We start from the raw sequence: 22,198 nt of genomic DNA, 5'->3' as shown, positions 1-22,198 counted from the left end.
CTCCCCGTGAGAATCCATTTTTTTTTGCAGAGTAGGGTTTTATGAGAATAGGGAGTTGGACATAACTAATCTCACATGTAATATTTCCGATTTCATATATAATGAATATAAACAAAAAAAGGGGGGATTGATCATGAACCACAAAATATCTCGACACACCGAACTCACGACACGCGGTATGAACGCGGAACGCAAACGCGACAAACAAGCGGTGCAAAAGGAGCACGCCCGCCCGGATGAGGCGACGGTCATCGTATCAAAACCAAGCCTGTTCAGGAAATGGCTGGAAAAGTGGCGGAAAAAATAGTCCGGAAGAAACTTGGAACTGTAGACACACCTTGTATCCTTTCGGAAGGTTATATCCGATCAGAATTCCTTATTGAACTTTTGCACAATGTTTTTTGGTTAAAACTCATTTCTGCGTGTCAAACGGCAATGTTTAAGATATAATAGATTATGACTTCCTATGCTTGGCACTACTTTACAAACGTGAGGGTTTTAAATTGAAACCTTGACCTTTGTTAAGTAGTCAGCAATTTAGGAAAGTAAATTAAAAGGGGATTATACGCATGACAGAAAAGAAAGTATTCCAAATGGAATGGGCAGGCCGTCCATTACAAGTGGAAATTGGCCAAGTAGCCAAACAAGCAAATGGTGCAGTTTTGGTACGTTATGGCGATACGGTAGTATTGACTGCCGCTGTAGGAACAAAAGAACCAAAAGATACTAACTTCTTCCCATTAACTGTAAATTATGAAGAAAAAATGTATGCAGTGGGTAAAATTCCTGGTGGATTTATTAAACGCGAAGGTAGACCAAGTGAACATGCAACGTTAACAGCGCGTATGATTGACCGCCCAATTCGTCCAATGTTTGCCGACGGATTCCGTAATGAAGTTCAAATTACAAATACAGTAATGTCTGTGGAACAAGATTGCACACCGGAAATGGCTGCAATGCTGGGGTCTTCATTGGCACTATCTATTTCTGATATTCCTTTCAGTGGACCAATTGCAGGTGTGAATGTCGGTCGTGTAAACGGTGAACTTATTCTTAATCCGACACCAGCACAAATGGAAGAGTCTGATATCGAATTGACTGTTGCCGGTACAAAAGAAGCAATCAATATGGTAGAAAGTAGCGCCAAAGTAGTTGCTGAAGAAGATATGTTGCAAGCTCTGTTATTTGGCCATAAAAATGTTAAAGAACTTTGTGAATTCCAGGAACATATTGTTGCTGAAATTGGTAAAGAAAAAATGGAAGTAAAATTACTTTCCCATAATCCAGAACTAGTGGCAGAAGCAAATGAAAAATTCAGTGCTAAAATGAAAGACGCAATCCTAACAAAAGAAAAACTAGAGCGTTATGACAATATCGATACGGTTAAAGCTGAGATTACTGATTACTTTACCGAGAAATACATGGAAGCAGAAAACTTCGTGGATATCATCAAGGAAATCGATCAAATTGCGGATGGAATCGAAAAAGAGCAAGTACGTCGTCTGATTACTGTAGACAAAATCCGTCCGGACTTCCGTCAATTGGATGAAATCCGTTCTTTGGATTCAGAAGTAGGTCTATTACCACGTGTTCATGGTTCAGGTATGTTTACGCGTGGACAAACACAAGCAATTTCCGCAGCTACTTTGGCACCACTTGGTGAGCACCAAATTTTGGATGGTTTAGGCGTTGAAGAAAGCAAACGTTTCATTCATCACTATAATTTCCCACAATACTCAGTAGGTAGCACAGGTCGTGCCGGCTCAGCTGGACGTCGTGAAATAGGGCATGGGGCACTTGGGGAACGTGCTTTGAAACAAGTCATTCCTGATGCAGAAGATTTCCCATACACAATCCGTTTGGTGGCAGATGTTTTAGAATCTAACGGTTCTTCTTCACAAGCAAGTATTTGTGCGGGGACATTAGCATTGATGGATGCAGGGGTTCCTATTAAAGCACCTGTAGCTGGTATCGCAATGGGTCTTGTTAAAGACGAAACAGACTACACAATCTTGACAGATATCCAAGGTATGGAAGACCACTTGGGTGATATGGACTTTAAAGTTGCTGGTACAAGAGAAGGTATTACTGCCTTGCAAATGGATATCAAGATTGATGGTATCACCGACCAAATCCTGGAAGAAGCATTGATTCAAGCTAAACAAGCACGTATCGAAATTCTGGATCACCTGGAGTCAGTTCTTGCTGAACCACGTACAGAATTATCTCCTTACGCACCGAAAATTGAGATGATGCAAATCAAACCAGATAAAATTAAAGTTGTTATCGGTAAAGGTGGCGACACAATCAATAAGATTATTGAGGAAACAGGTGTCAAAATCGATATCGATCAAGAGGGTAATGTCAGCATTGCTTCTGCAGATGCAGCGATGATTCAACGTGCGAAAGAAATCATTGAAGAATTGACTCATGAAGTAAAAGTCGGCGAAATTTACGAAGGTACCGTTAAACGAATTGAAAAATTTGGTGCTTTTGTAGAAATCACTAAAGGAAAAGATGGACTTGTTCATATTTCTGAAATTGCTAAAGAAAGAATCAAGCAAGTTGAAGATGTATTGGCAATTGGCGACAAGATTAAGGTTAAAGTTATCGAAATCGATAGACAAGGTCGCATCAATCTATCCCGCAAGGTATTACTAGAAGAACAAGAATAATATTAAACGGAAGAAGTACGGTATTTCCGTACTTCTTCATTTAATTTGTTGTTTATGTGTTTCGAGAGGAGATATTAAGTGCACGATTATATGGAAGCAGTTATAAAATTAGTAGATTTAAAGCAAAATTTACCGATTAATGAAAGCGTATTTAATGGTTTGAGACAAGCGATTATCCAGGGGATTATTCCAGCTGGGGATAGAATTAATGAAAAGGAGTATGCTGAAAGACTCAATATTAGCCGTACCCCTATCCGGGAAGCACTCCGTAGACTTGAAAAAGAGCAATTAGTGGAAAAGATTCCTGGATATGGGACAGTCGTAAAGAAAATTACGGTTGGAGATGCCATTGAAATATTTAAAATCCGTAAAGTATTGGAAGTTTTGGCAACAACGAATGCAATGCATATTATGTCTGAGGAAGATTATGCAGAATTGCGTGAATTGTTGGAAAGAACAGACGAAGCAAACAATAACGATGACGTAAAGCTAGTGACGGAATTATTTGGAGAGTTTAATGCCATGATTTACCGTTTTAGCAGAATGCCACGTTTGGCACATATAGTAACGGCCTTAAGTGAATACTTAAAACGTTTCCGGGATATTTCCCTGCGTGGGAAGGCGCGTCGTGATAAAGCGATTAGCGAACACTGGATGATTTATGAGGGAATGCGAGACCGTGATGAAGAACGTATCACGCTGATTATCACCAAGCATTTAGACTATTCCAAGGATAATATCATTATGGAGATGGTTGAAGGGGAAGCTCGAGATGGAAGATAACAAGATAGAATATTGGTGCCTTAAACTCAGCACTCTAGCAGAGCAAGCGTTGTTAACCGAAGCCGTTTTGACTCCCAAACCAGGCTTGGTGGATGCTCATGATGCTGGGTCACATAAGGATATGGATATCCATACCTTTATCCTGAGCGCCACTGCTTTTAAGGAACCATTTTCAGAACTCGTTAAATTAGGCCTCATCTATAATGGGCCCCTTTCAGAACTGTTACCCCACATTCGAAAAATTGGGATTGAGGCTGAGAAGCGCATGTTTGACGAAACAAAGGGAATAAATACCCATAAAGGGGTTGTTTTCTCACTGGGGATTCTTTTAACTTCATACGGGCTTTATTTACAAAGAAATCCTCACATAAACGACTTTACAGCCGGGGATACAGTAGCAGTCATCGAGATTGTCAAGGAAATTACTGATGGTTTAGTAAGCCGGGAACTTTCTAATTTGCATAAAAAAGCCTTTTTGACGCATGGCGAAAAACTCTATCAAAAATATGGGATAACTGGGGTTCGTGGTGAGGTTGAACAAGGATTCCCCTCTGTCATGGTGGAAGTACTGCCTTACTTACGAAAAACAGTTGGAATGGACTTAAATAAGCGATTGTTGGATTCTTTATTTTTATTAATGGCTACTACTGAAGATTCTAATATTATCCATCGCAGCAATATCGAAACCCTACAAGACGTAAAGAGACGATCTAAAGCGTTTATACAAGCTGGAGGGATGTCGCAAAGAGAAGCAATTGAACAAGTGAAAGAAATGAATCAGGATTTCATGGCCTTGAATATAAGTCCAGGAGGATCCGCGGATTTACTTTCCGTTGCAATTTTGATAAGTAAAGTAGAAAAAATTATAGATTAAAAAGGCTCTATAATAAATGGTGTTGGTAGGTATTCTTCTCGGAAATCCCAAAGGATGGTGGGGTCCCTTTGAGGCTTGCAATCCCGGAGACTACAGGCTCAGGGCGGTCCCACGGCAGTACACAAGCAAACACGCAGGCCGAAGGACATTTCCTTCACCAACACCAGATAACCAAGAACCATTTAAAAAAACCAACCTGGGAAAATTTCCAGGTTGGTTTTTTGGATTTTCTTTTATTTGAATAATGGAACAGAACCAGTTATTGCTGCTACAGCGATGAAAATGATAAAGATTCCAGTCGCCCATTTAGCAGATTCTTTTTGCCATTCACCCATATCCAAACCTGTTAGATTTAGTAGTAAATAGATGAAAGCAACAAGTGGACTTAGCAAGTGGTAAGCTTGTCCAAGGAGGGAAGCGACCCCAAGTTCCATAGCCGTGAATCCATATTGAGCACCGGCTTCCGATAATACAGGTAACACACCATAGTAAAAGGCATCGTTGGACAGGAAGAATGTACCAGGTGCTGATAATAAAGCTGTAAGCAGTCCCCACCATCTTCCGAAGCTTTGAGGGATGATAGCTGTCAAACTTTCTGCCAATGCAACAGCCATGCCAGAACCGGTGAATAGCCCCATAAAAATACCTGCACCAAGAACTAAAATTACAACCTGAACAGCATCACCAGCATTGTCCTGGATACGATTTTTTTGATCTTTCAATGAACTATAGTTAATCACAAGTGCGAGAGCAGTACCCACCAAGAATAGGAATACAGATGGGAAAGTACCAGCCATCAGCATAACGATTAAAGCAACAGTCATAATTGCATTAATCCATACTTTTTCTGGACGTCTCATAGCTAATTCTTCAGGATCCGTCACGGCAGTTAATTCTTCGATTTCTTCTTTAGTTAGTTTTGTTACACCAATGCGTTTTCTTTCTTTAATACCCATGTAATAAGCAACACCCAGCATGAATATTACAGAAGCAATCATACCCGGCATTAGAGCACGTAAAATTTCTTGCTCATCAAGGTTCAATACAGAAATAACCCGAGCTGTAGGTCCGCCCCAAGGCAATAGATTCATGATTGTGTTCATCAAGATAATCAAAACACCTAAGTTCATCATCTTTAAGCCCAGTTTTTTATAGATAGGAATAAACGCAGTACATGTGATTAATGTAGTCGTCGTTCCATCTCCATTCAAGGATACGGATGCAGCAACGACAGCGGTTGCGATTAATACTTTGACAGGGTCACCATTAGCAAATTGAATCATTTTTTTAGTAACAGGATCAAACAGTCCCGCATTAAGCATGATCGCGAAATATAGAATAGCAAATAGTAACATCACACCAGTTGTTGATACAGACTGAATCCCTTGAACAGCCCATTCACCAATAACCAAAATTTGATCAACAATGGTAGGATTTGCCACTTCCAGTAATTCAGAAGCTTGTTCGGTATAAAGACCGAAGAAAGAACCAATTAGTGCGAATGCAATTGGAACTAAAATTAGTGCTGAGAAAGGTGTCAGTTTCTTTCTCATGATTAGCGCCATAAAGACAATAATCATTCCCCAAGATAAAAACGTTAACATTTTGTTCACTCCTTTGAAATTTTTTGAACATGTTTAGTATAATGTAAAAAAACGTTTCCAACTACAGACAGAAAGGAAAAGAACACCAAAAAAAATTAACTTGAAAGCGTTTCTTGTTAATTACTGAATTAGTCAGTGTGTAAAACGCTTAATAACTAGGGATTTTAAGCGTAAACCAGCATTAAAACACCAAAGACACTTAAAAAACAGATTTATGTATGCCTTTTCTCTTATAATGTAAGAGTAAACATGAAGTGCAAAGGAGGGAAGCGAAATGGGATTATTTAATTGGTTCAGAAAATCGGATCAAAATGTAACACGTGCTCGTTCAACGGAAATTCTCAAACCCGATTCAGTTGAAATAAGGCAAAAGCAGCCAGATACAGCAGCCAGAAGTGAAGTAGATTTCACATTACCAATTGATGACGAAGAAAAAGAGGTTGTTTCTGTCATTGTCTCATCTATAGCAGCAGAGCATTACAGTGGGAAAAAGTTTCATATTAAGAAAATTACCCGAATTGATACGGATAAAGAGATTGCTGCCGCTATTGTGGGTGCCATAGCCGCAAATGACCAGCCAGATGCAAACTTCGTGTTAAGAAAAATAGAAAGAATAAACTAAAAAAGAAAGAAGGAAAAAATTATGTTAAGAAAATTCAGAGTTAACATCAACGGTAAAGAGTATATGGTAGAAATGGAAGAGTTGACCGCAGGGGCATCCCAACTTCAAAATCAAGTTGTGGAAACAACACATCCTGTTCCTCAAGCCGCACCTGTAGCACCTCCAACACCAGCAGCGCCAACAACACCCGTTCAACCAGTAAGTGGTGAAGGTGAGGAAATCACTTCTCCAATGCCGGGAAACATTCTGGATATCAAGGTTAAGGTAGGCGACGTTGTGGAAGAGAACCAGGTTGTGGCAGTTTTGGAAGCAATGAAAATGGAAAATGAAATTGTGGCTCCTCGCGCAGGAACGATTACGGCAGTTTCTGCAACCAAAGGTGCACCAATCGACGTTGGTGAACCCATCGTTTTCATTAATTAATTTGTAAAGATAGAACGGAGGAACACATAAGTGGATACAATTGTACAAGGCATTTTATCAGTGACACCCGGCCAACTAACCATGATGGTCATCGGAATGGTGTTGATGTATTTAGGAATCAAAAAGGAATATGAACCAACATTGCTTGTCCCAATGGGACTGGGAGCCATTTTGGTAAACTTCCCGAATTCAGGTTTGGTAACGCAAGCAGGCAGCGACATGAAAGGCGTCTTGAATATCCTGTTTGAAGCAGGAATTGAAACGGAATTATTTCCCTTATTGATTTTCATCGGTATCGGCGCAATGATTGACTTTGGTCCATTGTTGCAAAATCCATTCATGTTCTTGTTTGGTGCGGCAGCGCAATTTGGTATCTTCTTTACGATTATTGTAGCTGTGATGTTTGGCTTCAACTTGGAGCAAGCCGCATCTATCGGCATCATCGGTGCAGCCGATGGCCCAACGTCCATTTTCGTGGCGAATGCCTTGGCACCTGATTTGTTGGGACCAATCACGGTCGCGGCCTACTCCTATATGGCATTGGTTCCTATTATCCAACCGATTGCCATTAAATTGGTAACGACAGAAAAAGAACGTAAAATCCGTATGCCTTATAAAGCATCGCAAGTCTCACGCATCACCTTGATTTTCTTCCCGGTCATTGTGACCATCGTTTCCGGTTTCATCGCTCCGGCTTCCTTGCCTTTGGTAGGTTTCCTGATGTTCGGTAACTTGTTGCGTGAATGTGGGGTCTTGAACCGTTTGAGCCAAACGGCTCAAAATGAGCTGGTAAACTTGGTTTCAATTTTGCTTGGATTGACCATCGCCGTGAAAATGACGGCAGATCAATTCTTGAATCTTCAAACGTTGATGATTATTGCCTTCGGATTGTTGGCATTCGTCATGGACACTATCGGTGGTGTGTTGTTCGCTAAACTGTTGAACGTATTCCGCAAGGAAAAAATCAACCCAATGATTGGCGCAGCCGGTATCTCTGCCTTCCCAATGTCGGCACGTGTGGTACAAAAAATGGCTACTGAGGCAGATCCACAAAACTTCCTGTTGAATTTTTCAATTGGCGCCAACGTTTCAGGGCAAATCGCTTCTGTAATCGCCGGTGGATTGATTTTGGCTTACTTCGGCGGCTAATAGCCGTTTCTTGAAAGGAGAAATTGAAATGAATATTGATATGGATAATTTACGTGGAGCATTTGAGATTTTACTTTTTGGCTGGCCAGGCGTGTTCTTGGTGCTCTTCATCTTGTATGTAGTAAGCATGGGGTTGCTGAAGGCTTTCCCTGCAAAAAAATAATAATAAAGGAGCATTTCGATGGAGCAATCTTATAACGTCAAACGTTTGTGGATTAATAAAAATAAACAAGCGCTAAAAGATTGGCATTGGTTATTGGACCAAGCACATATACGCCCAGAGGAAGCAGTCGATTATACAGTGGCAATATATGATGGTGATGGAATCATCGCAACCGGTTCGCTCCATCAAAATGTCCTGAAGTGTATTGCGGTATGCAAAAGTTATACGGGAGGCGGGGTAATCAACACCCTCATCTCCCATTTAATGAATGAAGTATTTGAAAAAGGATATTCCCAGTGCTACGTCTATACAAAACCAGAATCGGTTCAGTCTTTCTTATACATGGGGTTCAAAGAAATTGCACGAGTTGAGAATCACCTTGTATTTCTCGAAAAAGCGACAAAAGGCTTCGATAATTTCTTGGAAGAACTGAAAACCAGAAAAATACCTGGGGAAAACATTGCCGGTATTGTAATGAATGCGAATCCTTTTACACTCGGACACCAATACTTGATTGAAAAAGCAAGTAAGGAAAATGATGTGGTCCACGTTTTTGTTTTATCAGAGGATCTTTCTGTTTTTCCGCAAAAAGTCCGTAAAGAACTCGTTGAAAAAGGAACAGCTCATTTAAGTAATGTGCTGGTGCATGACACGGGCGATTACATGGTTTCCGCCAAAACATTTCCTTCATATTTTTTAAGGGAGGAAACGGATGTGACAGAAATACAAGCGCGTTTGGATGCCTTGATATTCTGTGAAAAGATTGCACCTGCCCTCAATATTAATCGTCGTTACGTAGGAATGGAACCATTATCGTTTGCCACGAACATTTACAATGAGGCATTGAAAAAAGTATTCGGCAAAAAATTAGAATTGATTATCCTGGAACGCAAACAAGTTGGCGCGGATGTAATCAGTGCATCCCGGGTCCGACAATTATTAAAAGAAAATAAAGTAGCGGAAACAAGGCCATTGTTGCCCGATTCGACTTATGAATTTTTAAATACAGCAGCAGGGGCAATGATTATCCATAACATTCAAAACAAGGAGTGAAAAAATTGATTATTGAGAAACAAGCAATAGCAGGCACCTTGGAGTCTTCCGATGTTCAAATCTTGATTGATAGAAATGACGGGAAAGGTATCGAGATTGATTTAAAGAGTAGCGTACAGAAACAATTTGGTAAAAAAATTCGAGAAGTTCTCGAAACGACATTGAAAAATCTTGAGGTAGAAGATGCAAAACTGGTTGTTGTCGATCAAGGTGCTTTGGATTGTACGATAATCGCCAGAACCATGGCAGCTGTGCACCGTTCTGCCGGTATTACATCTGATTATAATTGGGGGGCAATTGAAGAATGGAACGTTTAAGAAGAACGATGATGTTCGTGCCTGCAAGTAATGCAGGGATGCTTCGTGACGCATATATTTATGGTGCAGACTCCGTTATGTTCGATTTGGAAGATTCTGTATCCTTGAAAGAAAAAGATACTTCCCGATTTCTCGTTTATCAGGCAGTAAAAACGATAGACTACGGGAATACTGAAACGGTTGTACGTATTAATGGCTTGGATGCAGGTGGCAAGGATGATGTTCATGCCATGGTAAGGGCAGGAATCGATGTCATTCGTCTACCAAAAACGGAAACCGCTCAAGATGTTCTTGATACAGAAGCAGTCATTGAAGAAGCTGAAAGACAATGTGGTCGGGCAGTGGGATCAACCAAGATGATGGCTGCTATCGAAGGGCCAATTGGTGTATTAAATGCACTATCCATTGCGCAAGCGAGTGATCGTTTAATCGGAATTGCAATAGGCGCCGAAGATTACGTTACGGCAATGAAAACGAGAAGATATCCAGAACGAAACAGTGAAGAATTATTTTTTGCGCGTTCAATGATTGTTCATGCGGCACGGGCAGTGGGGATAGCAGCATTGGATACAGTGTTTTCCGATGTTGATGATTTGGATACCTTACGTAAAGAAGTGGAATTTGTTAAACAACTAGGTTTCGATGGCAAGTCTGTTATCAACCCGCGTCAAATTCCTGTAGTCAATGACGTTTACACTCCAAGCGAAAAAGAAATTGCCAATGCTATCGATGTCGTAAATGCAATCGAAGAAGCAGAAGCAAGAGGTTCAGGAGTCATTGCATTGAACGGGAAAATGATTGATAAACCTATCGTAGAGCGTGCTGAGCGGACCTTGATGTTGGCTGAAGCTGCTGGTGTTTACAAGAAGGGAGAATAAGAGATAATGCCATTAAATAAATTAGGAAAAGAAATCCCTGTAGATATCAGTGAAAAATATGGAGATTTCGAAGGACAATTCGCAAGAAGACAAAATTATAAACGTGCTGCTGGTACTGTAACAGCTATTCAACCTGGCGATGACAAGCTTGTTGATTCCATCAAAGAAGCTATTATAAAATCTGGACTTAAAGATGGGATGACTATTTCCTTTCACCACCATTTCCGTGAAGGCGATTATGTCTTAAATATGGTCATGGCTGAGATTGCTGCGTTAGGGATCAAGGGCTTAACACTAGCATCTTCTTCTCTTGCAAACGTTCATGAACCATTAATAGAACATATTAAAAATGGAGTTGTCACAAACATCACCTCAAGTGGTTTACGCGATAAGTTAGGTGCGGCGATATCCAATGGGTTAATGGATAACCCAGTCGTTATCCGTTCTCATGGTGGACGTGCAAGAGCTATTGAAATGGGAGACATTCATATTGACGTAGCGTTCCTTGGCGCACCAAGTTCAGACGCCTATGGAAACGCGAACGGATCGCATGGTAATGCAACTTGTGGCTCATTGGGATATGCTAAAATTGATGCTGAATATGCTGATAAAGTGGTAATCATTACCGATACGCTGGTAGCCTATCCGAATACACCTATTAGTATTCCGCAAAATCATGTCGATTATGTCGTTAAAGTGGATGCAATTGGCGATCCAAATGGTATTGCCAAGGGAGCTACACGATTAACAACAAACCCGCGCGAATTACTGATTGCACAAAATGCAAATAAAGTTATTACGAAATCACCTTACTATAAAGAAGGGTTTTCTTTCCAAACGGGGACAGGTGGATCTACACTAGCAGTAGCGCGTTACTTACGAGAAAGCATGATTAAAGATGATATAAAGGCAAGTTTTGGTCTAGGTGGTTTAACAAAACAAATGTCTGACATGCTTGAAGAGGGCTTGGTTGAAAAAGTAATCGACGTGCAATCCTTTGACCGCGGTGCCGCATCTTCTTTGAAAAATAACGAAAATCACTATGAAATTAGCGCATCTTTCTATGCAAACCCAGGGAACAAAGGGGCAGCGGTTAACCAATTAGATGTAGTCATTCTTTCAGCACTAGAAGTGGATACAGACTTCAACGTAAACGTTATGACTGGTTCAGACGGACTCATCCGTGGCGCTTCAGGAGGTCACTGTGATACAGCTGCTGCAAGTAAACTGAGTATCATTTGTACACCGCTTATTCGTGGAAGAATTCCATGTATCGTTGATAATGTAAATACAGTAATCACACCTGGAGAAAGCATTGATGTCGTTGTAACGGATATCGGGATTGCCATTAATCCACGTAGAAATGATTTAGTTGAAGCATTTAATGGAATAGATGTTCCAGTCTACACAATTGAGGAATTAAAAGAAAAAGCTTATGGAACAGTAGGTACTCCAGACGCAATCGAATACGGTGAAAAAGTCGTAGCTGTCATCGAATACCGTGACGGTTCAGTAATCGATGTTGTTCGTGAAGTAAAAGATTAAGAAGGTTTATGATGGGAAATTCATTATTTTTTTCAAATGGTCAACAACCAAGTTTACAACAAGTATTGGCTGCTAGGGAACAAAGAGCTAAGCTTGAAGAAAAACTTTGCATCAAGTTTCCCGATAGTGTGTTAGTCGCTTTAAAGTGTAATATTCCAGGCCCCATAAAAAATAATGCAGCAATCAGGCGTTTATTTGAAATAGGTGTTGAGGAATTACAAAATCGTATTCAAAAACAAGGATGGACGCAATCATTCGAAAAAACGATCATGCTTCCAACTGGACCTGAATATTTTGTGGTGTTAGAAGCATTGCCGATGCTTGTTAAGCAGGAAACGATTGATTTGGAGACTGAGTCTTCAATAGGACGTCTCTGGGATATGGATGTCCTTCATTATTGCAATGGAAATATCCATACGATTAACCGGGCACAAGCCGGTTTTTCGCAAAGACAATGTTTTGTTTGTTCCAAACCAGCTAAAGAGTGCGGTCGTAATCGCACCCATACGATAGAAGAAATGGTAATGAAAATTGAAGAATTAATGATAAAAGATGGGAGAGTGGGCCAATCGTGAATAAACAAGTGAAATTTATGGATACGATTCTCCGTGATGCACACCAAAGTTTAATCGCTACGCGTATGTCGACGGAACAAATGGTGCCAATTCTGGAAACCCTGGATCAAGCAGGGTACCATGCTTTGGAAGTGTGGGGAGGCGCGACATTTGATAGCGCCTTGCGTTATCTGGATGAAGATCCTTGGGAAAGGTTACGCATCATTCGTAAACATGTAAAAAATACAAAATTACAAATGCTGTTACGGGGTCAAAACCTTTTAGGTTACAAGCACTATCCGGACGATGTAGTTGAGAGCTTCATTCAAAAAGCAATTGAAAACGGGATCGATATTGTCCGCGTCTTCGATGCCTTGAATGACACCCGAAACTTAGAAACGTCAATGAAAGCCATCAAGAAGAATGGCGGTCATGCCCAGGCTTGTATTTGTTACACAATCAGCGATGTCCATACCGATGAGTATTATATCGGTCTTGTTAAAGAAATGGTTGCATTGGGTGCTGATTCCATTGCCATTAAAGATATGGCGGGGATTTTAACGCCGGCTAACGCCTATTCATTGGTAAAGGCAATCAAATCAGTCACAGCGTTACCGATTCAAGTGCATACGCATACAACGAGTGGCATCGCCGAAATGACTTACCTCAAGGCAGTGGAAGCCGGTGCAGACATCATTGATACGGCAATTTCACCATTTTCAGGCGGAACGAGCCAACCCGCAACTGAATCGGTTGCCATTGCATTGGAAGAACTTGGCTACGATTGTGGGCTTGATCAAGAAAAATTGAAAGAAATTGCGGATTATTTCCGGCCGATCAAGGAAGAGTTTCGTAGGGATGGCATCCTGAACCCCAAAGTTATGGATGTTGAACCCAATACATTGCTTTATCAAGTACCCGGTGGGATGTTGTCCAATTTACTGTCTCAATTAAAAGATGCCAAACAAGAGGACAAATATGAAAAAGTGCTGCGGGAGGTGCCGGTGGTGCGTGCTGAATTAGGTTATCCGCCATTGGTAACACCGTTATCCCAAATGGTCGGAACCCAAGCGGTCATGAATGTTTTGAGCGGCGAGCGCTATAAGATGATTCCCAAGGAAATCAAAGACTATGTAAAAGGACTTTATGGCCAACCCCCAGCTCCAATTTCAGAAGAAATGACTGAAAAAATCATTGGGAATGAGGAAGTTCTGACGGTTCGTCCGGCAGACTTGCTGGAACCTAAAATGGCTGATTTCGCAGCTGAATTGGGAGATTTAGGGGAGTCAACCGAGGACGTCTTGATGTACGCATTGTTCCCTTCGTTAGCTTTGCCTTTCTTGAAAAAACGCAAAGATCCATTTTATGATGTTCCTATCCAGGAAGTAACGATTACATATTAATGATAATCAAAGACTAATTGCGATTTTTGCAATTAGTCTTTTTTGGTATTTTTACGAATTAAAACAAAAACATTAAAATTTTCTCATTTTTGTGCTATTATAGTTCATAATCAAATAAGCAAATGGAATAGAGGGACTAAACAGTGAAAAAATATAATGTAGCAATTGTTGGAGCAACGGGTGCTGTTGGTGAAAAATTAATCCAGTTATTGGAAGATTCAAGTATTGCAATCAATGAGTTGCACTTGTTGGCTTCTGCACGTTCAGCAGGAAGAAAACTAATTTTTAATGGCCAAGAAGTAACCGTTGAGGAAACAACTGAATCCGCCTTTAAAGGTATTGATATTGCCTTTTTTAGCGCAGGCGGTTCTATCACCCAAAAATTTCATCAAGCAGCTCGCGATAGCGGTGCAATTGTGATTGATAATACGAGTGCGTTCAGAATGGATCCGAATACACCATTGGTTGTTCCGGAAGTAAATCCTGAAGCTCTGCGAGATCATACCTACCTGATTGCAAATCCGAACTGCTCTACCATCCAAATGGTGGCGGCGTTAAAGCCGATTGAAGCAGCCTTTGGGCTAGATCGCGTCATTGTTTCCACTTACCAGGCAGTCAGCGGAGCAGGTTTACATGCTTTGGAAGAATTAGAAGAGCAGACAAAAGCTGTATTGGCTGGGGAAGAACCTAAAGCAAATATCCTGCCATCTGGTGGAGACAAAAAACACTATCCGATTGCATTCAATGCAATTCCACAAATCGATCTTTTCTCTGAAGATGGTTATACTTTTGAAGAGTGGAAAATGATGAACGAAACGAAAAAAATCATGGGGCTGCCAAATTTGAAAATTGCAGCAACTTGTGTACGTATTCCTGTTATGAGTGGACATTCTGAATCTGTTTATATTGAAGTTGAAAAAGATGGGGTTACGGCAGATGAGATTCGGGAAGTATTGAAGGATGCTCCAGGAATTGTCCTTCAAGATGACCCCTCTACACAAACTTATCCGATGGTAATAACTGCGGTAGATAAGAAAGATACTTATGTAGGAAGAATTAGAAGAGATGTGGACAATCCCAAAGGTTTCCATTTGTGGATTGTTTCTGACAACCTTATTAAAGGGGCAGCATGGAATTCCATCCAAATTGCCGAAAAAATGATCGAAATGGCACTTGTATAAACTTCTTTTACTGTGCTTATTGTGACAAATTGGTAGTGGATAGGTTATAATGGATGAAAAGGGAGTATCGCTGACGAAACTATTGGAAAGTTCGTTCATTATTACCATCTATTTCGTGACTGAGAAGTGAAACCTTTTTAATGCGAATGTAAACTGCGGATGTTCTTATGTAATTCATTTGAACATCTCAGGAAGCAGGTTGCATTAAAGAGGTTATTTTTCTGAAAAAAGGTGATTGTGTTTTATAAGTTCTAAAGTCCTTCAGCGAAAAGATGACCAATAACTAATTAAGTTTAAAGAAGAGGTGTTTTATGAGTAAAATAAATATTATTCCGTTAGGTGGCGTACGCGAAAACGGAAAAAACATGTATGTAGTTGAAGTAGACGAATTAATTTTTGTGTTGGATTGTGGTTTGTTATATCCTGAAAATGAATTGCTGGGTATCGATATTGTTATTCCAGATTTCACATACTTAGAAGAAAATAAAAATCGTATCGCAGGTGTTTTCTTGACACACGGCCATGAAGATGCGGTAGGAGCATTACCATATTTCCTGGAAAATATTGACGTTCCTGTATTTGGTACAGAGTTAACCGTTGAATTGGCAAAGCTCTCGGTTAAAGAAACCGGCTTATCACCAAAATTTGATGGCTTCCATGTAGTCAATGAAAAAACAGCGATTGAATTTGAGAATGTTGTAGTCAAATTCTTCCGGACAACTCACTCAATTCCGGATTCAGTAGGTATCTGTATTCAAACCAAGGAAGGTAGTATTGTTTATACCGGTGATTTCAAGTTTGATCACAGTGCACCGGAAATGTACCGAACTGATTTCAGTAAAATCACAGCTATTGGCTCAGAAGGTGTCTTAGCCCTACTTAGTGATTCCAGTGATGCGGAATCTCCAGTGGAAAATGTAAGTGATTTACGTGTAACCGAAGAAATGGTTGATACCTTCAACAATGCTGATGGGCGGGTTATCGTTGCTTGTATTGCCAGCAATATCATGCGCCTGCAACAAGTATTTGACGCAGCTTTTCAAACAAAGCGTAAAATATTCATGACGGGGTCTAAATTAGTTGAAGTTGTGGATGCTGCCATAAAATTAGGCAAGTTAGTATTACCATCCCGTGATGTTCTAGTAACGCAAGAAAATCTAGATAGCATCAGCCCGGATGAAATTATTATTCTGGAAACTGGTCAAGCAGGCGATCCTATGGAAGCATTGCAACGCATGGCTAATAACAAACACCAACAAACGAACATTATTGAAGGTGACCTTGTTTACATTACAACGACTCCCTCTACATCAATGGAAAAAACCGTTGCTAAAACGAAAAACCTACTTTATCGTGCTGGGGCAACTGTTAAAGAAATCTCTGAAGCATTTAAAGTGTCAGGCCATGCAACACCAAATGATCTGAAACTGATGATTAATTTACTACAACCAAAATACTTTGTTCCCGTGCAAGGCGAATACCGTCTTCAAGCCGCTCACGCACAGTTAGCGAATGAAGTAGGCATTCCTTTCAAAAATATCTTCATTCCTAGTAAAGGGGATGTCATTGAATATAAAGATGGCCGTATGCGGATGGCAGGTCAAGTCCCGGCTGGAAACGTCTTAATTGACGGTATCGGCGTAGGGGATATCGGAAATATTGTTTTGCGTGACCGTAAGTTGCTGGCTGATAATGGTATTTTTATTGCTGTCATCACCATTTCGCGTCGACAAGGTAAAATTTTATCAGGTCCAGAAATTATTTCTCGTGGTTTTGTTTATATGAAAGCCAGTGAAGACCTAATCAAGAACAGTACCGAGATTGCTCGTAAGGTAGTCGAAGATAACCTAAAGAATAAAGATTTTGAGTGGGCGACACTGAAGCAGGAGATCAGGGATTCTCTCAGCCGTTATTTATTTGAAGAAACGAAACGACGTCCCGTTATCTTGCCTATTATTATGGAAGCTTCCAGTTATTCAAAGAAATAAAAGGAGAGTAGATAGATGGGTTCAACAAGTTTAAAAGGTTGGATTGAGGCTATGGTGACAGTCGTTGTTACGGTTTTATTGTCACTGGTATCATTACAACTTAGTGGTTATTTGATTGTTTTAGCTGTTTTGCCGTTGGTGTTTTTCGCTCTTCGACGCGGATTGATTCAAGGTCTTCTGGCCAGTATTCTGGTCGGAATTACCATCTTGGTAATGAATTTAGGCGAAGCAGATGTGATGTCCGGATTGGTTACTTATTTCGGTCCTTACGGATTTATTGGTCTTAGCGGCTTGTTTGCTAGAAATACGCAACGAACCCTTAATAATAAAAGGTTTCCCAATGCTGCTTTGAATATTGTGACTGCTTCAATATTTGGTAGTTTCTTATTCTTCATTTGGCTGTTAGTCGAGTCAGGGGAATTAACGAGTGAGTTGATTGGATGGTCCATTACGGCTGCTATTGTGTCAATAATTTTGGTGATTGTCGCGAAAGTCGCGCCAAAAGCTTTTATACCCAAAGACACACCATTTTTAAGTCGAAAAGAAAAATCACGATTACTAAATGATTAAAATAAAGGGGATGGGATTTTAATTCCCTCTCCTTTTTTGTTATGAGTCAACAATCTGAAGCTGGAGTGAAATGGATGAACTTATGGGGACAAATCATACTCGCAATTATCTTCTTGAATACAGTTGGGGCAATCTATACCGTGTTTCATGAAAAAAGGGATGTTACAGCAACTTGGGCTTGGCTTTTAACACTAACGATGCTTCCTGTTATAGGTTTTATCCTATATTTTTTTATTGGAAAGAAAATGTCATCGGATCAAATCTATGACTTGAAGACACAAAAAAGTCTGGGAATGTCTGAATTGGCAGCATTTCAAAAAGAAATGCTTGAAGAAGAAGAATTCGAAAAGGCAGATGCAGATGAGGAATATCGCATTAACACGGCTATTTTGCTGTTAGAAACGAATGAATCGATATTGACACGTGGGAATAAGGTTGAAATCATAACCGATGGAGAAGAGAAATTTAATCGCTTTATTGAAGATATCAAAAGTGCCAAAGAGCATATCCATCTCCTCTATTACACTTTTCGGTCGGATGCTTTAGGTCAACGCATCATGGATGCCCTTGAAGAACGTGCGGAGGCAGGTGTGGAAGTTTTGGTTATATACGACGCATTGGGTTGCCGCGGCAATGACCGTGATTTTTTTGACCGTTTGGAAAGTTTAGGCGGAAAATCCGAGGTTTTCTTCGGTTCGAAAATTCCTTTTGTTAACTTACGAATGAACTACCGAAATCACCGAAAAATTTTGGTGGTGGATGGTAAAGTAGCCTATATGGGTGGATTTAATATCGGGGATGAATATTTAGGTTTAGGACCTTTAGGGAACTGGCGTGATACGCATTTGCGAATTCAAGGTAATGCTGTATTGACACTTCAGAGTCGTTTTTTTATGGACTGGAATGCTGTTGTACTTGAAGAAGAGCGTGTGAAATATGAGGATCGCTACTTCCCGATTTCATCAAAAGTGGGAAATACCACCATGCAAATTGCAGCCAGTGGTCCAGAGAATGATGTTCAAGCTATCAAAATGGGTTTCATCAAAATGATTAGTCAGGCTAAAAAATCAATTTACATCCAAACGCCATACTTTATACCGGATATGAGTGTTTATGAAATTATTAAAATGGCTGTAATGTCAGGTGTGGAAGTTAATATCATGATTCCCAGTAAGCCGGATCATCCGTTTGTTTACCGAGCGACTGAATATTTTGCCAAAGATATGTTGGCGTTCGGTGCGAATGTCTATATTTACCAAGATGGTTTTTTCCATTCAAAAGTAATGGTTATTGATAATGAGGTTTCGACTGTTGGATCAGCAAATATGGATGTTCGCAGTTTCCGTTTGAATTTTGAAATAAATTCTTTCATTTATGATCCTGATATTGCCCAAGAATTAATGACTCTTTTTAATAAAGACATCGAAAAAAGCTTAAAAGTAGACGGAGACTATTTTGAAAACCAATCGAAATGGCGGAAATTCAAACAGCAATTCTCTCGATTGTTATCACCGATTTTATAATAGAAGAAGACCTACCTGGTTAAAAGGTACGTCCTCAATTTGGATTTATTCGGCAATCTGGATTGCTAAAATTTGATCAATGTTGAAAAAATGGAGAAACTTCCGATTAAAGGATTCAAAAGTTACTTGTTTGTTTTGATTCACACCAGAACGGAACATCCCTTTCATGGTCGAACGCGTGTATGCATTTTTACCCAGTTTATGTTCAACCGTAATAAGGACAGTTTGTTTTCTTTCGGCTGCTTGGTTGGCAAAACGGATTACTTGGTACAAAGGCATCACAGCCTCAGTTAATACTGGATCGGCATGTGTCGTTTCGTTATTTTTGTTATGTAAAATATTACCAGATTTAAGTAGCGTAGGACGAGAATGCTCATTGTAGTAGTTTTCCATAGCGTTTCCTCCGAACGTTTGTTTGTATGTTATTATTATAGAACATCTGTTCGGAAAAGCAAGGAAAAAATCTTTTTTCGGGAAAATTCTCATTATCTTCCTATTATAAGTTGGTGCTATATTAGGAATAAGCCGTTGAAATCGATTTGATACCTCATAATATAAACGTTATAATAATATCATGATTACAAAATTATTAAAAAATGGAGGTGGTATAGATGAATATGATAGCGGAAGTTAAAAAAATTGAACAAGAAGCGCGAGACTTGGAGAAGTATTATAAAGAAAAATTGGATGAAATGGAAAAGCATACCGGCTCCAGAATTGTTGAGATGAAAGATATTATCGAAAAAGATCTTAATGCTTACCAAAGCGAACAAGATGAATTGAAACGACAAAAACTTGAAATGATGAAGGATGAGCTAAAGCTAGAAGAAACGAAAGAAAAAGCAGCGCTGTCGTCTTTATACGACAAAAAACATTCTAAACTTGTCGATATTGTAATTGAAGAGGTGATAAAACAGTATGGCAATAGCTAAAATGAGTAAACTGAAACTCATTTCCTTTCAAGACCACAAGGAAGCAATCCTAAAAGAGTTACAGAGTTTGCAGAGTGTGGAATTGATTGACATGTCAGCCGAATATGCTGAAGTGCAAGCGATGAGTTCAGGACGTAGAGAACAACTAGAAATCCAAAGTAAGACCTTGGAAGATAAGTACAATCAATACCGTGATCAGCTCAATTTTTTGGTTCAATATTTGCCTCAACCTAAGTTGTTGCAAAAATTAAGAACACCAAAACAAGCACTATCTCTTCAGGAGTTGGAAGAAGGCGTGGCAGCCATTAACCAACATGAAGTTTTGGAAAAAATCGAAGGAAGTCGCAAATTATTAAGGGAAAATGAACAGGCACTAGGTAATCTTCTGGAAGAAGAAGCATTTTTATCTAAATGGGAAAAACTTAATTATGTACCTTTTGAATCACATAACTTAAAACATCTGACTATGCTTACTGGTACAGTTCCCCAATCAGACTCCGACTCATTCATCCGAACCATCCGAGATAGTGGGCTCTTTTATATTGAAGAGATTTTTCAAACGCGAGATGAATACGGAATTTCAATTGTATATGATCGCACTGATGAAAATGAAGCGAGAAAAAATCTAGATGAAAATCATTTTTCCCCGCTCGATTATCCTTTCTCGCAAATACCCGAACTAGAACTAAAAAGGGTTGCTGGGGATAGGGAAAAACTGCTTCAAGAAAATAAAGCAGTTAAAGAGCAGTTGAAAACAATGCGTAATGAAGAACAGGCATTGCAACTCATGATCGAAGATGCCTATGCTGAATTACAGCGTGTCCGAGGACAACAACTTATTGTTGATGAACGTCATTTATTTGTTCTTGAAGGATGGTTGGAAGAGAGCAAATTGGCAGATATGCGTGATATTCTTGAACAAAGGCTCGAATCAGCGGATTATGCAATAATAGTCGATGATGTCCAGGAAGAAGAAATCAGCAGAGTTCCGATTGTACTGAAAAATAGTAAATTTGTTGCTCCTTTCGAAAATATCACCGCCATGTACAGCTTGCCGAAATATAACGAGATGGATCCTACGCCATTCTTGATGCCGTTCTATTTATTATTCTTTGGGATGATGATGGCAGATGCCGGCTATGGGCTGCTCATGTTCTTGGCTACAGGCGCCGCGCTTAAATTCTTCCATATGAATAAAGCGATGAACAAAAACATTCTCTTTTTCCACCTACTCTCCTATCCAACCATCATTTGGGGATTGATTTATGGTTCGTTTTTCGGACTGGAACTACCTTTCATGTTGCTCTCGACGATGGATGACGTCAATACGATTCTTTTATTATCGGTCGTTTTTGGGGTTGTGCAAATCTTGTTGGGGCTTGGTCTTAAGGCTTATTTGCTCTTTAGAGATAAAGATGTGTTAGGTGCCATTTCCGATGGTGTGGGTTGGATTGTTATTTTCGTCGGGTTGATTGTCTTGATTATCGCAAGTATGGTATTCCCAAATGCTTTCTTGGCTACAATCGGTCAAGGTATTGCGATTGCAGGAGTCATTGCCATTCTATTGGCGACAACGCTAGCATCCAAAAATAAAGGGCTTGGATTTGGGCTCGGTTTATACAACTTGTACGGTATCACAGGTTATGTAGGGGATATCGTCAGTTATACACGTCTCATGGCGTTGGGAGTGTCTGGTAGTAGTATCGCGCTCGCTTTCAACATGATCATAGACTTCTTGCCGACTCCGGCACGCTTCACGGTAGGGATTTTGCTGTTTATCGTTCTGCACTTGATTAATATCGGGTTATCACTGTTGAGTGCCTATGTTCACGGTGCCCGGTTGATATTCGTTGAGTTTTTTGGGAAATTTTACGAAGGTGGCGGAAAAGCACTAGATCCTTTAAGAACTTCAGAAGAATATATTGAATTAAAAAATAATTACAACGGATAAATTGGAGGAA

Annotated in this window: 22 protein-coding genes; 20 read left to right on the top strand and 2 right to left on the bottom strand. The window is 39.9% G+C overall.

Translation table 11 applies throughout. The features are described 5' to 3' along the window. The first annotated feature begins 133 nt into the window (after nucleotides 1-133). The 4 genes from ACTVAI_RS01230 to citG all read left to right on the top strand — a co-directional run bounded on the left by ACTVAI_RS01230 (nucleotide 134) and on the right by citG (nucleotide 4,332). Entirely contained in the window at nucleotides 134-307 is a 174-nt protein-coding gene (locus ACTVAI_RS01230) for a hypothetical protein (protein ID WP_443473790.1), read from the top strand. A gap of 262 nt (nucleotides 308-569) precedes the next feature. Further along, nucleotides 570-2,675 (top strand): polyribonucleotide nucleotidyltransferase, encoded by a 2,106-nt coding sequence (gene pnp, locus ACTVAI_RS01225; RefSeq protein ID WP_443485703.1) that lies wholly within the window; start codon nucleotides 570-572, stop codon nucleotides 2,673-2,675. Between the two features lie 90 nt (nucleotides 2,676-2,765). After that, nucleotides 2,766-3,458 (top strand): GntR family transcriptional regulator, encoded by a 693-nt coding sequence (locus tag ACTVAI_RS01220; RefSeq protein ID WP_443485778.1) that lies wholly within the window; start codon nucleotides 2,766-2,768, stop codon nucleotides 3,456-3,458. Beyond that, entirely contained in the window at nucleotides 3,448-4,332 is an 885-nt protein-coding gene (gene citG / locus ACTVAI_RS01215) for a triphosphoribosyl-dephospho-CoA synthase CitG (protein WP_443485702.1), read from the top strand. The genes ACTVAI_RS01220 and citG overlap by 11 nt, the downstream gene beginning before the upstream one ends. Nucleotides 4,333-4,565: 233 nt before the next feature. On the opposite strand, the gene ACTVAI_RS01210 is transcribed toward citG, so the two are convergent. Beyond that, entirely contained in the window at nucleotides 4,566-5,936 is a 1,371-nt protein-coding gene (locus ACTVAI_RS01210; RefSeq protein ID WP_443473793.1) for a CitMHS family transporter, read from the bottom strand. 274 nt (nucleotides 5,937-6,210) lie between these two features. Here ACTVAI_RS01210 and ACTVAI_RS01205 point away from each other — a divergent pair, with 274 nt between their 5' ends. From ACTVAI_RS01205 to cls, 14 genes are all read left to right on the top strand, one after another. Beyond that, complete coding sequence (locus ACTVAI_RS01205; protein WP_443485701.1) at nucleotides 6,211-6,558, top strand: hypothetical protein; 348 nt, start codon at nucleotides 6,211-6,213, stop codon at nucleotides 6,556-6,558. Nucleotides 6,559-6,579: 21 nt separating this feature from the next. Continuing rightward, nucleotides 6,580-6,981 carry a biotin/lipoyl-containing protein gene (locus ACTVAI_RS01200; protein ID WP_443485700.1) on the top strand — a complete coding sequence of 134 codons (402 nt, stop codon included), beginning with the start codon at nucleotides 6,580-6,582 and terminating at the stop codon, nucleotides 6,979-6,981. An 81-nt stretch (nucleotides 6,982-7,062) separates the two neighbouring features. Next, the gene (locus ACTVAI_RS01195; RefSeq protein ID WP_443485777.1) at nucleotides 7,063-8,130 is read left to right on the top strand and encodes a sodium ion-translocating decarboxylase subunit beta; all 1,068 of its coding nucleotides are present in this window, start codon (nucleotides 7,063-7,065) and stop codon (nucleotides 8,128-8,130) included. A 28-nt stretch (nucleotides 8,131-8,158) separates the two neighbouring features. Beyond that, on the top strand, nucleotides 8,159-8,293 hold the full coding sequence (locus ACTVAI_RS01190; RefSeq protein ID WP_443474515.1) for an OadG-related small transporter subunit: 135 nt from the start codon (nucleotides 8,159-8,161) through the stop codon (nucleotides 8,291-8,293). An 18-nt stretch (nucleotides 8,294-8,311) separates the two neighbouring features. After that, on the top strand, nucleotides 8,312-9,346 hold the full coding sequence (citC, locus tag ACTVAI_RS01185) for a [citrate (pro-3S)-lyase] ligase (protein ID WP_443485699.1): 1,035 nt from the start codon (nucleotides 8,312-8,314) through the stop codon (nucleotides 9,344-9,346). A gap of 5 nt (nucleotides 9,347-9,351) precedes the next feature. Continuing rightward, nucleotides 9,352-9,663: a citrate lyase acyl carrier protein gene (gene citD / locus ACTVAI_RS01180; RefSeq protein WP_443485698.1), complete on the top strand. Its 312-nt coding sequence runs from the start codon at nucleotides 9,352-9,354 to the stop codon at nucleotides 9,661-9,663. Further along, nucleotides 9,651-10,541, top strand: coding sequence for a citrate (pro-3S)-lyase subunit beta (gene citE, locus ACTVAI_RS01175; protein ID WP_443485697.1), 891 nt, complete (start codon nucleotides 9,651-9,653; stop codon nucleotides 10,539-10,541). The genes citD and citE overlap by 13 nt, the downstream gene beginning before the upstream one ends. A 6-nt stretch (nucleotides 10,542-10,547) precedes the next feature. Beyond that, the gene (gene citF / locus ACTVAI_RS01170; RefSeq protein WP_443474519.1) at nucleotides 10,548-12,086 is read left to right on the top strand and encodes a citrate lyase subunit alpha; all 1,539 of its coding nucleotides are present in this window, start codon (nucleotides 10,548-10,550) and stop codon (nucleotides 12,084-12,086) included. Nucleotides 12,087-12,097: 11 nt separating this feature from the next. Next, nucleotides 12,098-12,661: a citrate lyase holo-[acyl-carrier protein] synthase gene (gene citX, locus ACTVAI_RS01165; RefSeq protein ID WP_443474520.1), complete on the top strand. Its 564-nt coding sequence runs from the start codon at nucleotides 12,098-12,100 to the stop codon at nucleotides 12,659-12,661. Then, nucleotides 12,658-14,043, top strand: a complete 1,386-nt coding sequence (locus tag ACTVAI_RS01160; RefSeq protein ID WP_443485696.1) for an oxaloacetate decarboxylase subunit alpha — start codon at nucleotides 12,658-12,660, stop codon at nucleotides 14,041-14,043. The genes citX and ACTVAI_RS01160 overlap by 4 nt, the downstream gene beginning before the upstream one ends. Before the next feature lie 143 nt (nucleotides 14,044-14,186). Beyond that, nucleotides 14,187-15,224 (top strand): aspartate-semialdehyde dehydrogenase, encoded by a 1,038-nt coding sequence (locus tag ACTVAI_RS01155; RefSeq protein ID WP_443485695.1) that lies wholly within the window; start codon nucleotides 14,187-14,189, stop codon nucleotides 15,222-15,224. A 311-nt stretch (nucleotides 15,225-15,535) separates the two neighbouring features. Further along, nucleotides 15,536-17,212: a ribonuclease J gene (locus tag ACTVAI_RS01150; RefSeq protein WP_443485694.1), complete on the top strand. Its 1,677-nt coding sequence runs from the start codon at nucleotides 15,536-15,538 to the stop codon at nucleotides 17,210-17,212. Nucleotides 17,213-17,227: 15 nt separating this feature from the next. Beyond that, complete coding sequence (locus ACTVAI_RS01145; protein ID WP_443474429.1) at nucleotides 17,228-17,782, top strand: energy-coupled thiamine transporter ThiT; 555 nt, start codon at nucleotides 17,228-17,230, stop codon at nucleotides 17,780-17,782. Between the two features lie 74 nt (nucleotides 17,783-17,856). Next, a complete protein-coding gene (gene cls, locus ACTVAI_RS01140; protein WP_443485693.1) occupies nucleotides 17,857-19,305 on the top strand; it encodes a cardiolipin synthase in 1,449 nt (482 codons plus the stop codon). A 45-nt stretch (nucleotides 19,306-19,350) separates the two neighbouring features. Here cls and ACTVAI_RS01135 read toward each other — a convergent pair whose 3' ends face one another. Further along, nucleotides 19,351-19,698 (bottom strand): hypothetical protein, encoded by a 348-nt coding sequence (locus ACTVAI_RS01135; RefSeq protein ID WP_443474431.1) that lies wholly within the window; start codon nucleotides 19,696-19,698, stop codon nucleotides 19,351-19,353. A gap of 218 nt (nucleotides 19,699-19,916) precedes the next feature. On the opposite strand from ACTVAI_RS01135, the gene ACTVAI_RS01130 reads away from it, so the two are divergent. Together ACTVAI_RS01130 and ACTVAI_RS01125 are read left to right on the top strand one after the other, a co-directional pair. Next, entirely contained in the window at nucleotides 19,917-20,237 is a 321-nt protein-coding gene (locus ACTVAI_RS01130) for a hypothetical protein (protein WP_443485692.1), read from the top strand. Further along, complete coding sequence (locus ACTVAI_RS01125) at nucleotides 20,224-22,188, top strand: V-type ATP synthase subunit I (protein WP_443485691.1); 1,965 nt, start codon at nucleotides 20,224-20,226, stop codon at nucleotides 22,186-22,188. The genes ACTVAI_RS01130 and ACTVAI_RS01125 overlap by 14 nt, the downstream gene beginning before the upstream one ends. Nucleotides 22,189-22,198: the final 10 nt, after the last annotated feature.

Origin of the sequence: Jeotgalibaca sp. A127, from assembly GCF_052266745.1 — a bacterium.
In the GTDB taxonomy this organism is placed as follows: Bacteria; Bacillota; Bacilli; order Lactobacillales; family Aerococcaceae; genus Jeotgalibaca.
This window is presented reverse-complemented; position numbering and strand designations above follow the sequence as displayed.

What these genes read in the sequence shown, in the direction of transcription:
- ACTVAI_RS01230 (WP_443473790.1), top strand. Translation starts at nt 134, where the DNA reads ATGAACCACAAAATATCTCGACACACCGAACTCACGACACGCGGTATG.
- pnp (WP_443485703.1), top strand. Translation starts at nt 570, where the DNA reads ATGACAGAAAAGAAAGTATTCCAAATGGAATGGGCAGGCCGTCCATTA.
- ACTVAI_RS01220 (WP_443485778.1), top strand. Translation starts at nt 2,766, where the DNA reads ATGGAAGCAGTTATAAAATTAGTAGATTTAAAGCAAAATTTACCGATT.
- citG (WP_443485702.1), top strand. Translation starts at nt 3,448, where the DNA reads ATGGAAGATAACAAGATAGAATATTGGTGCCTTAAACTCAGCACTCTA.
- ACTVAI_RS01210 (WP_443473793.1), bottom strand. Translation starts at nt 5,936, where the DNA reads ATGTTAACGTTTTTATCTTGGGGAATGATTATTGTCTTTATGGCGCTA.
- ACTVAI_RS01205 (WP_443485701.1), top strand. Translation starts at nt 6,211, where the DNA reads ATGGGATTATTTAATTGGTTCAGAAAATCGGATCAAAATGTAACACGT.
- ACTVAI_RS01200 (WP_443485700.1), top strand. Translation starts at nt 6,580, where the DNA reads ATGTTAAGAAAATTCAGAGTTAACATCAACGGTAAAGAGTATATGGTA.
- ACTVAI_RS01195 (WP_443485777.1), top strand. Translation starts at nt 7,063, where the DNA reads ATGATGGTCATCGGAATGGTGTTGATGTATTTAGGAATCAAAAAGGAA.
- ACTVAI_RS01190 (WP_443474515.1), top strand. Translation starts at nt 8,159, where the DNA reads ATGAATATTGATATGGATAATTTACGTGGAGCATTTGAGATTTTACTT.
- citC (WP_443485699.1), top strand. Translation starts at nt 8,312, where the DNA reads ATGGAGCAATCTTATAACGTCAAACGTTTGTGGATTAATAAAAATAAA.
- citE (WP_443485697.1), top strand. Translation starts at nt 9,651, where the DNA reads ATGGAACGTTTAAGAAGAACGATGATGTTCGTGCCTGCAAGTAATGCA.
- citF (WP_443474519.1), top strand. Translation starts at nt 10,548, where the DNA reads ATGCCATTAAATAAATTAGGAAAAGAAATCCCTGTAGATATCAGTGAA.
- citX (WP_443474520.1), top strand. Translation starts at nt 12,098, where the DNA reads ATGGGAAATTCATTATTTTTTTCAAATGGTCAACAACCAAGTTTACAA.
- ACTVAI_RS01150 (WP_443485694.1), top strand. Translation starts at nt 15,536, where the DNA reads ATGAGTAAAATAAATATTATTCCGTTAGGTGGCGTACGCGAAAACGGA.
- ACTVAI_RS01145 (WP_443474429.1), top strand. Translation starts at nt 17,228, where the DNA reads ATGGGTTCAACAAGTTTAAAAGGTTGGATTGAGGCTATGGTGACAGTC.
- cls (WP_443485693.1), top strand. Translation starts at nt 17,857, where the DNA reads ATGAACTTATGGGGACAAATCATACTCGCAATTATCTTCTTGAATACA.
- ACTVAI_RS01135 (WP_443474431.1), bottom strand. Translation starts at nt 19,698, where the DNA reads ATGGAAAACTACTACAATGAGCATTCTCGTCCTACGCTACTTAAATCT.
- ACTVAI_RS01130 (WP_443485692.1), top strand. Translation starts at nt 19,917, where the DNA reads ATGAATATGATAGCGGAAGTTAAAAAAATTGAACAAGAAGCGCGAGAC.
- ACTVAI_RS01125 (WP_443485691.1), top strand. Translation starts at nt 20,224, where the DNA reads ATGGCAATAGCTAAAATGAGTAAACTGAAACTCATTTCCTTTCAAGAC.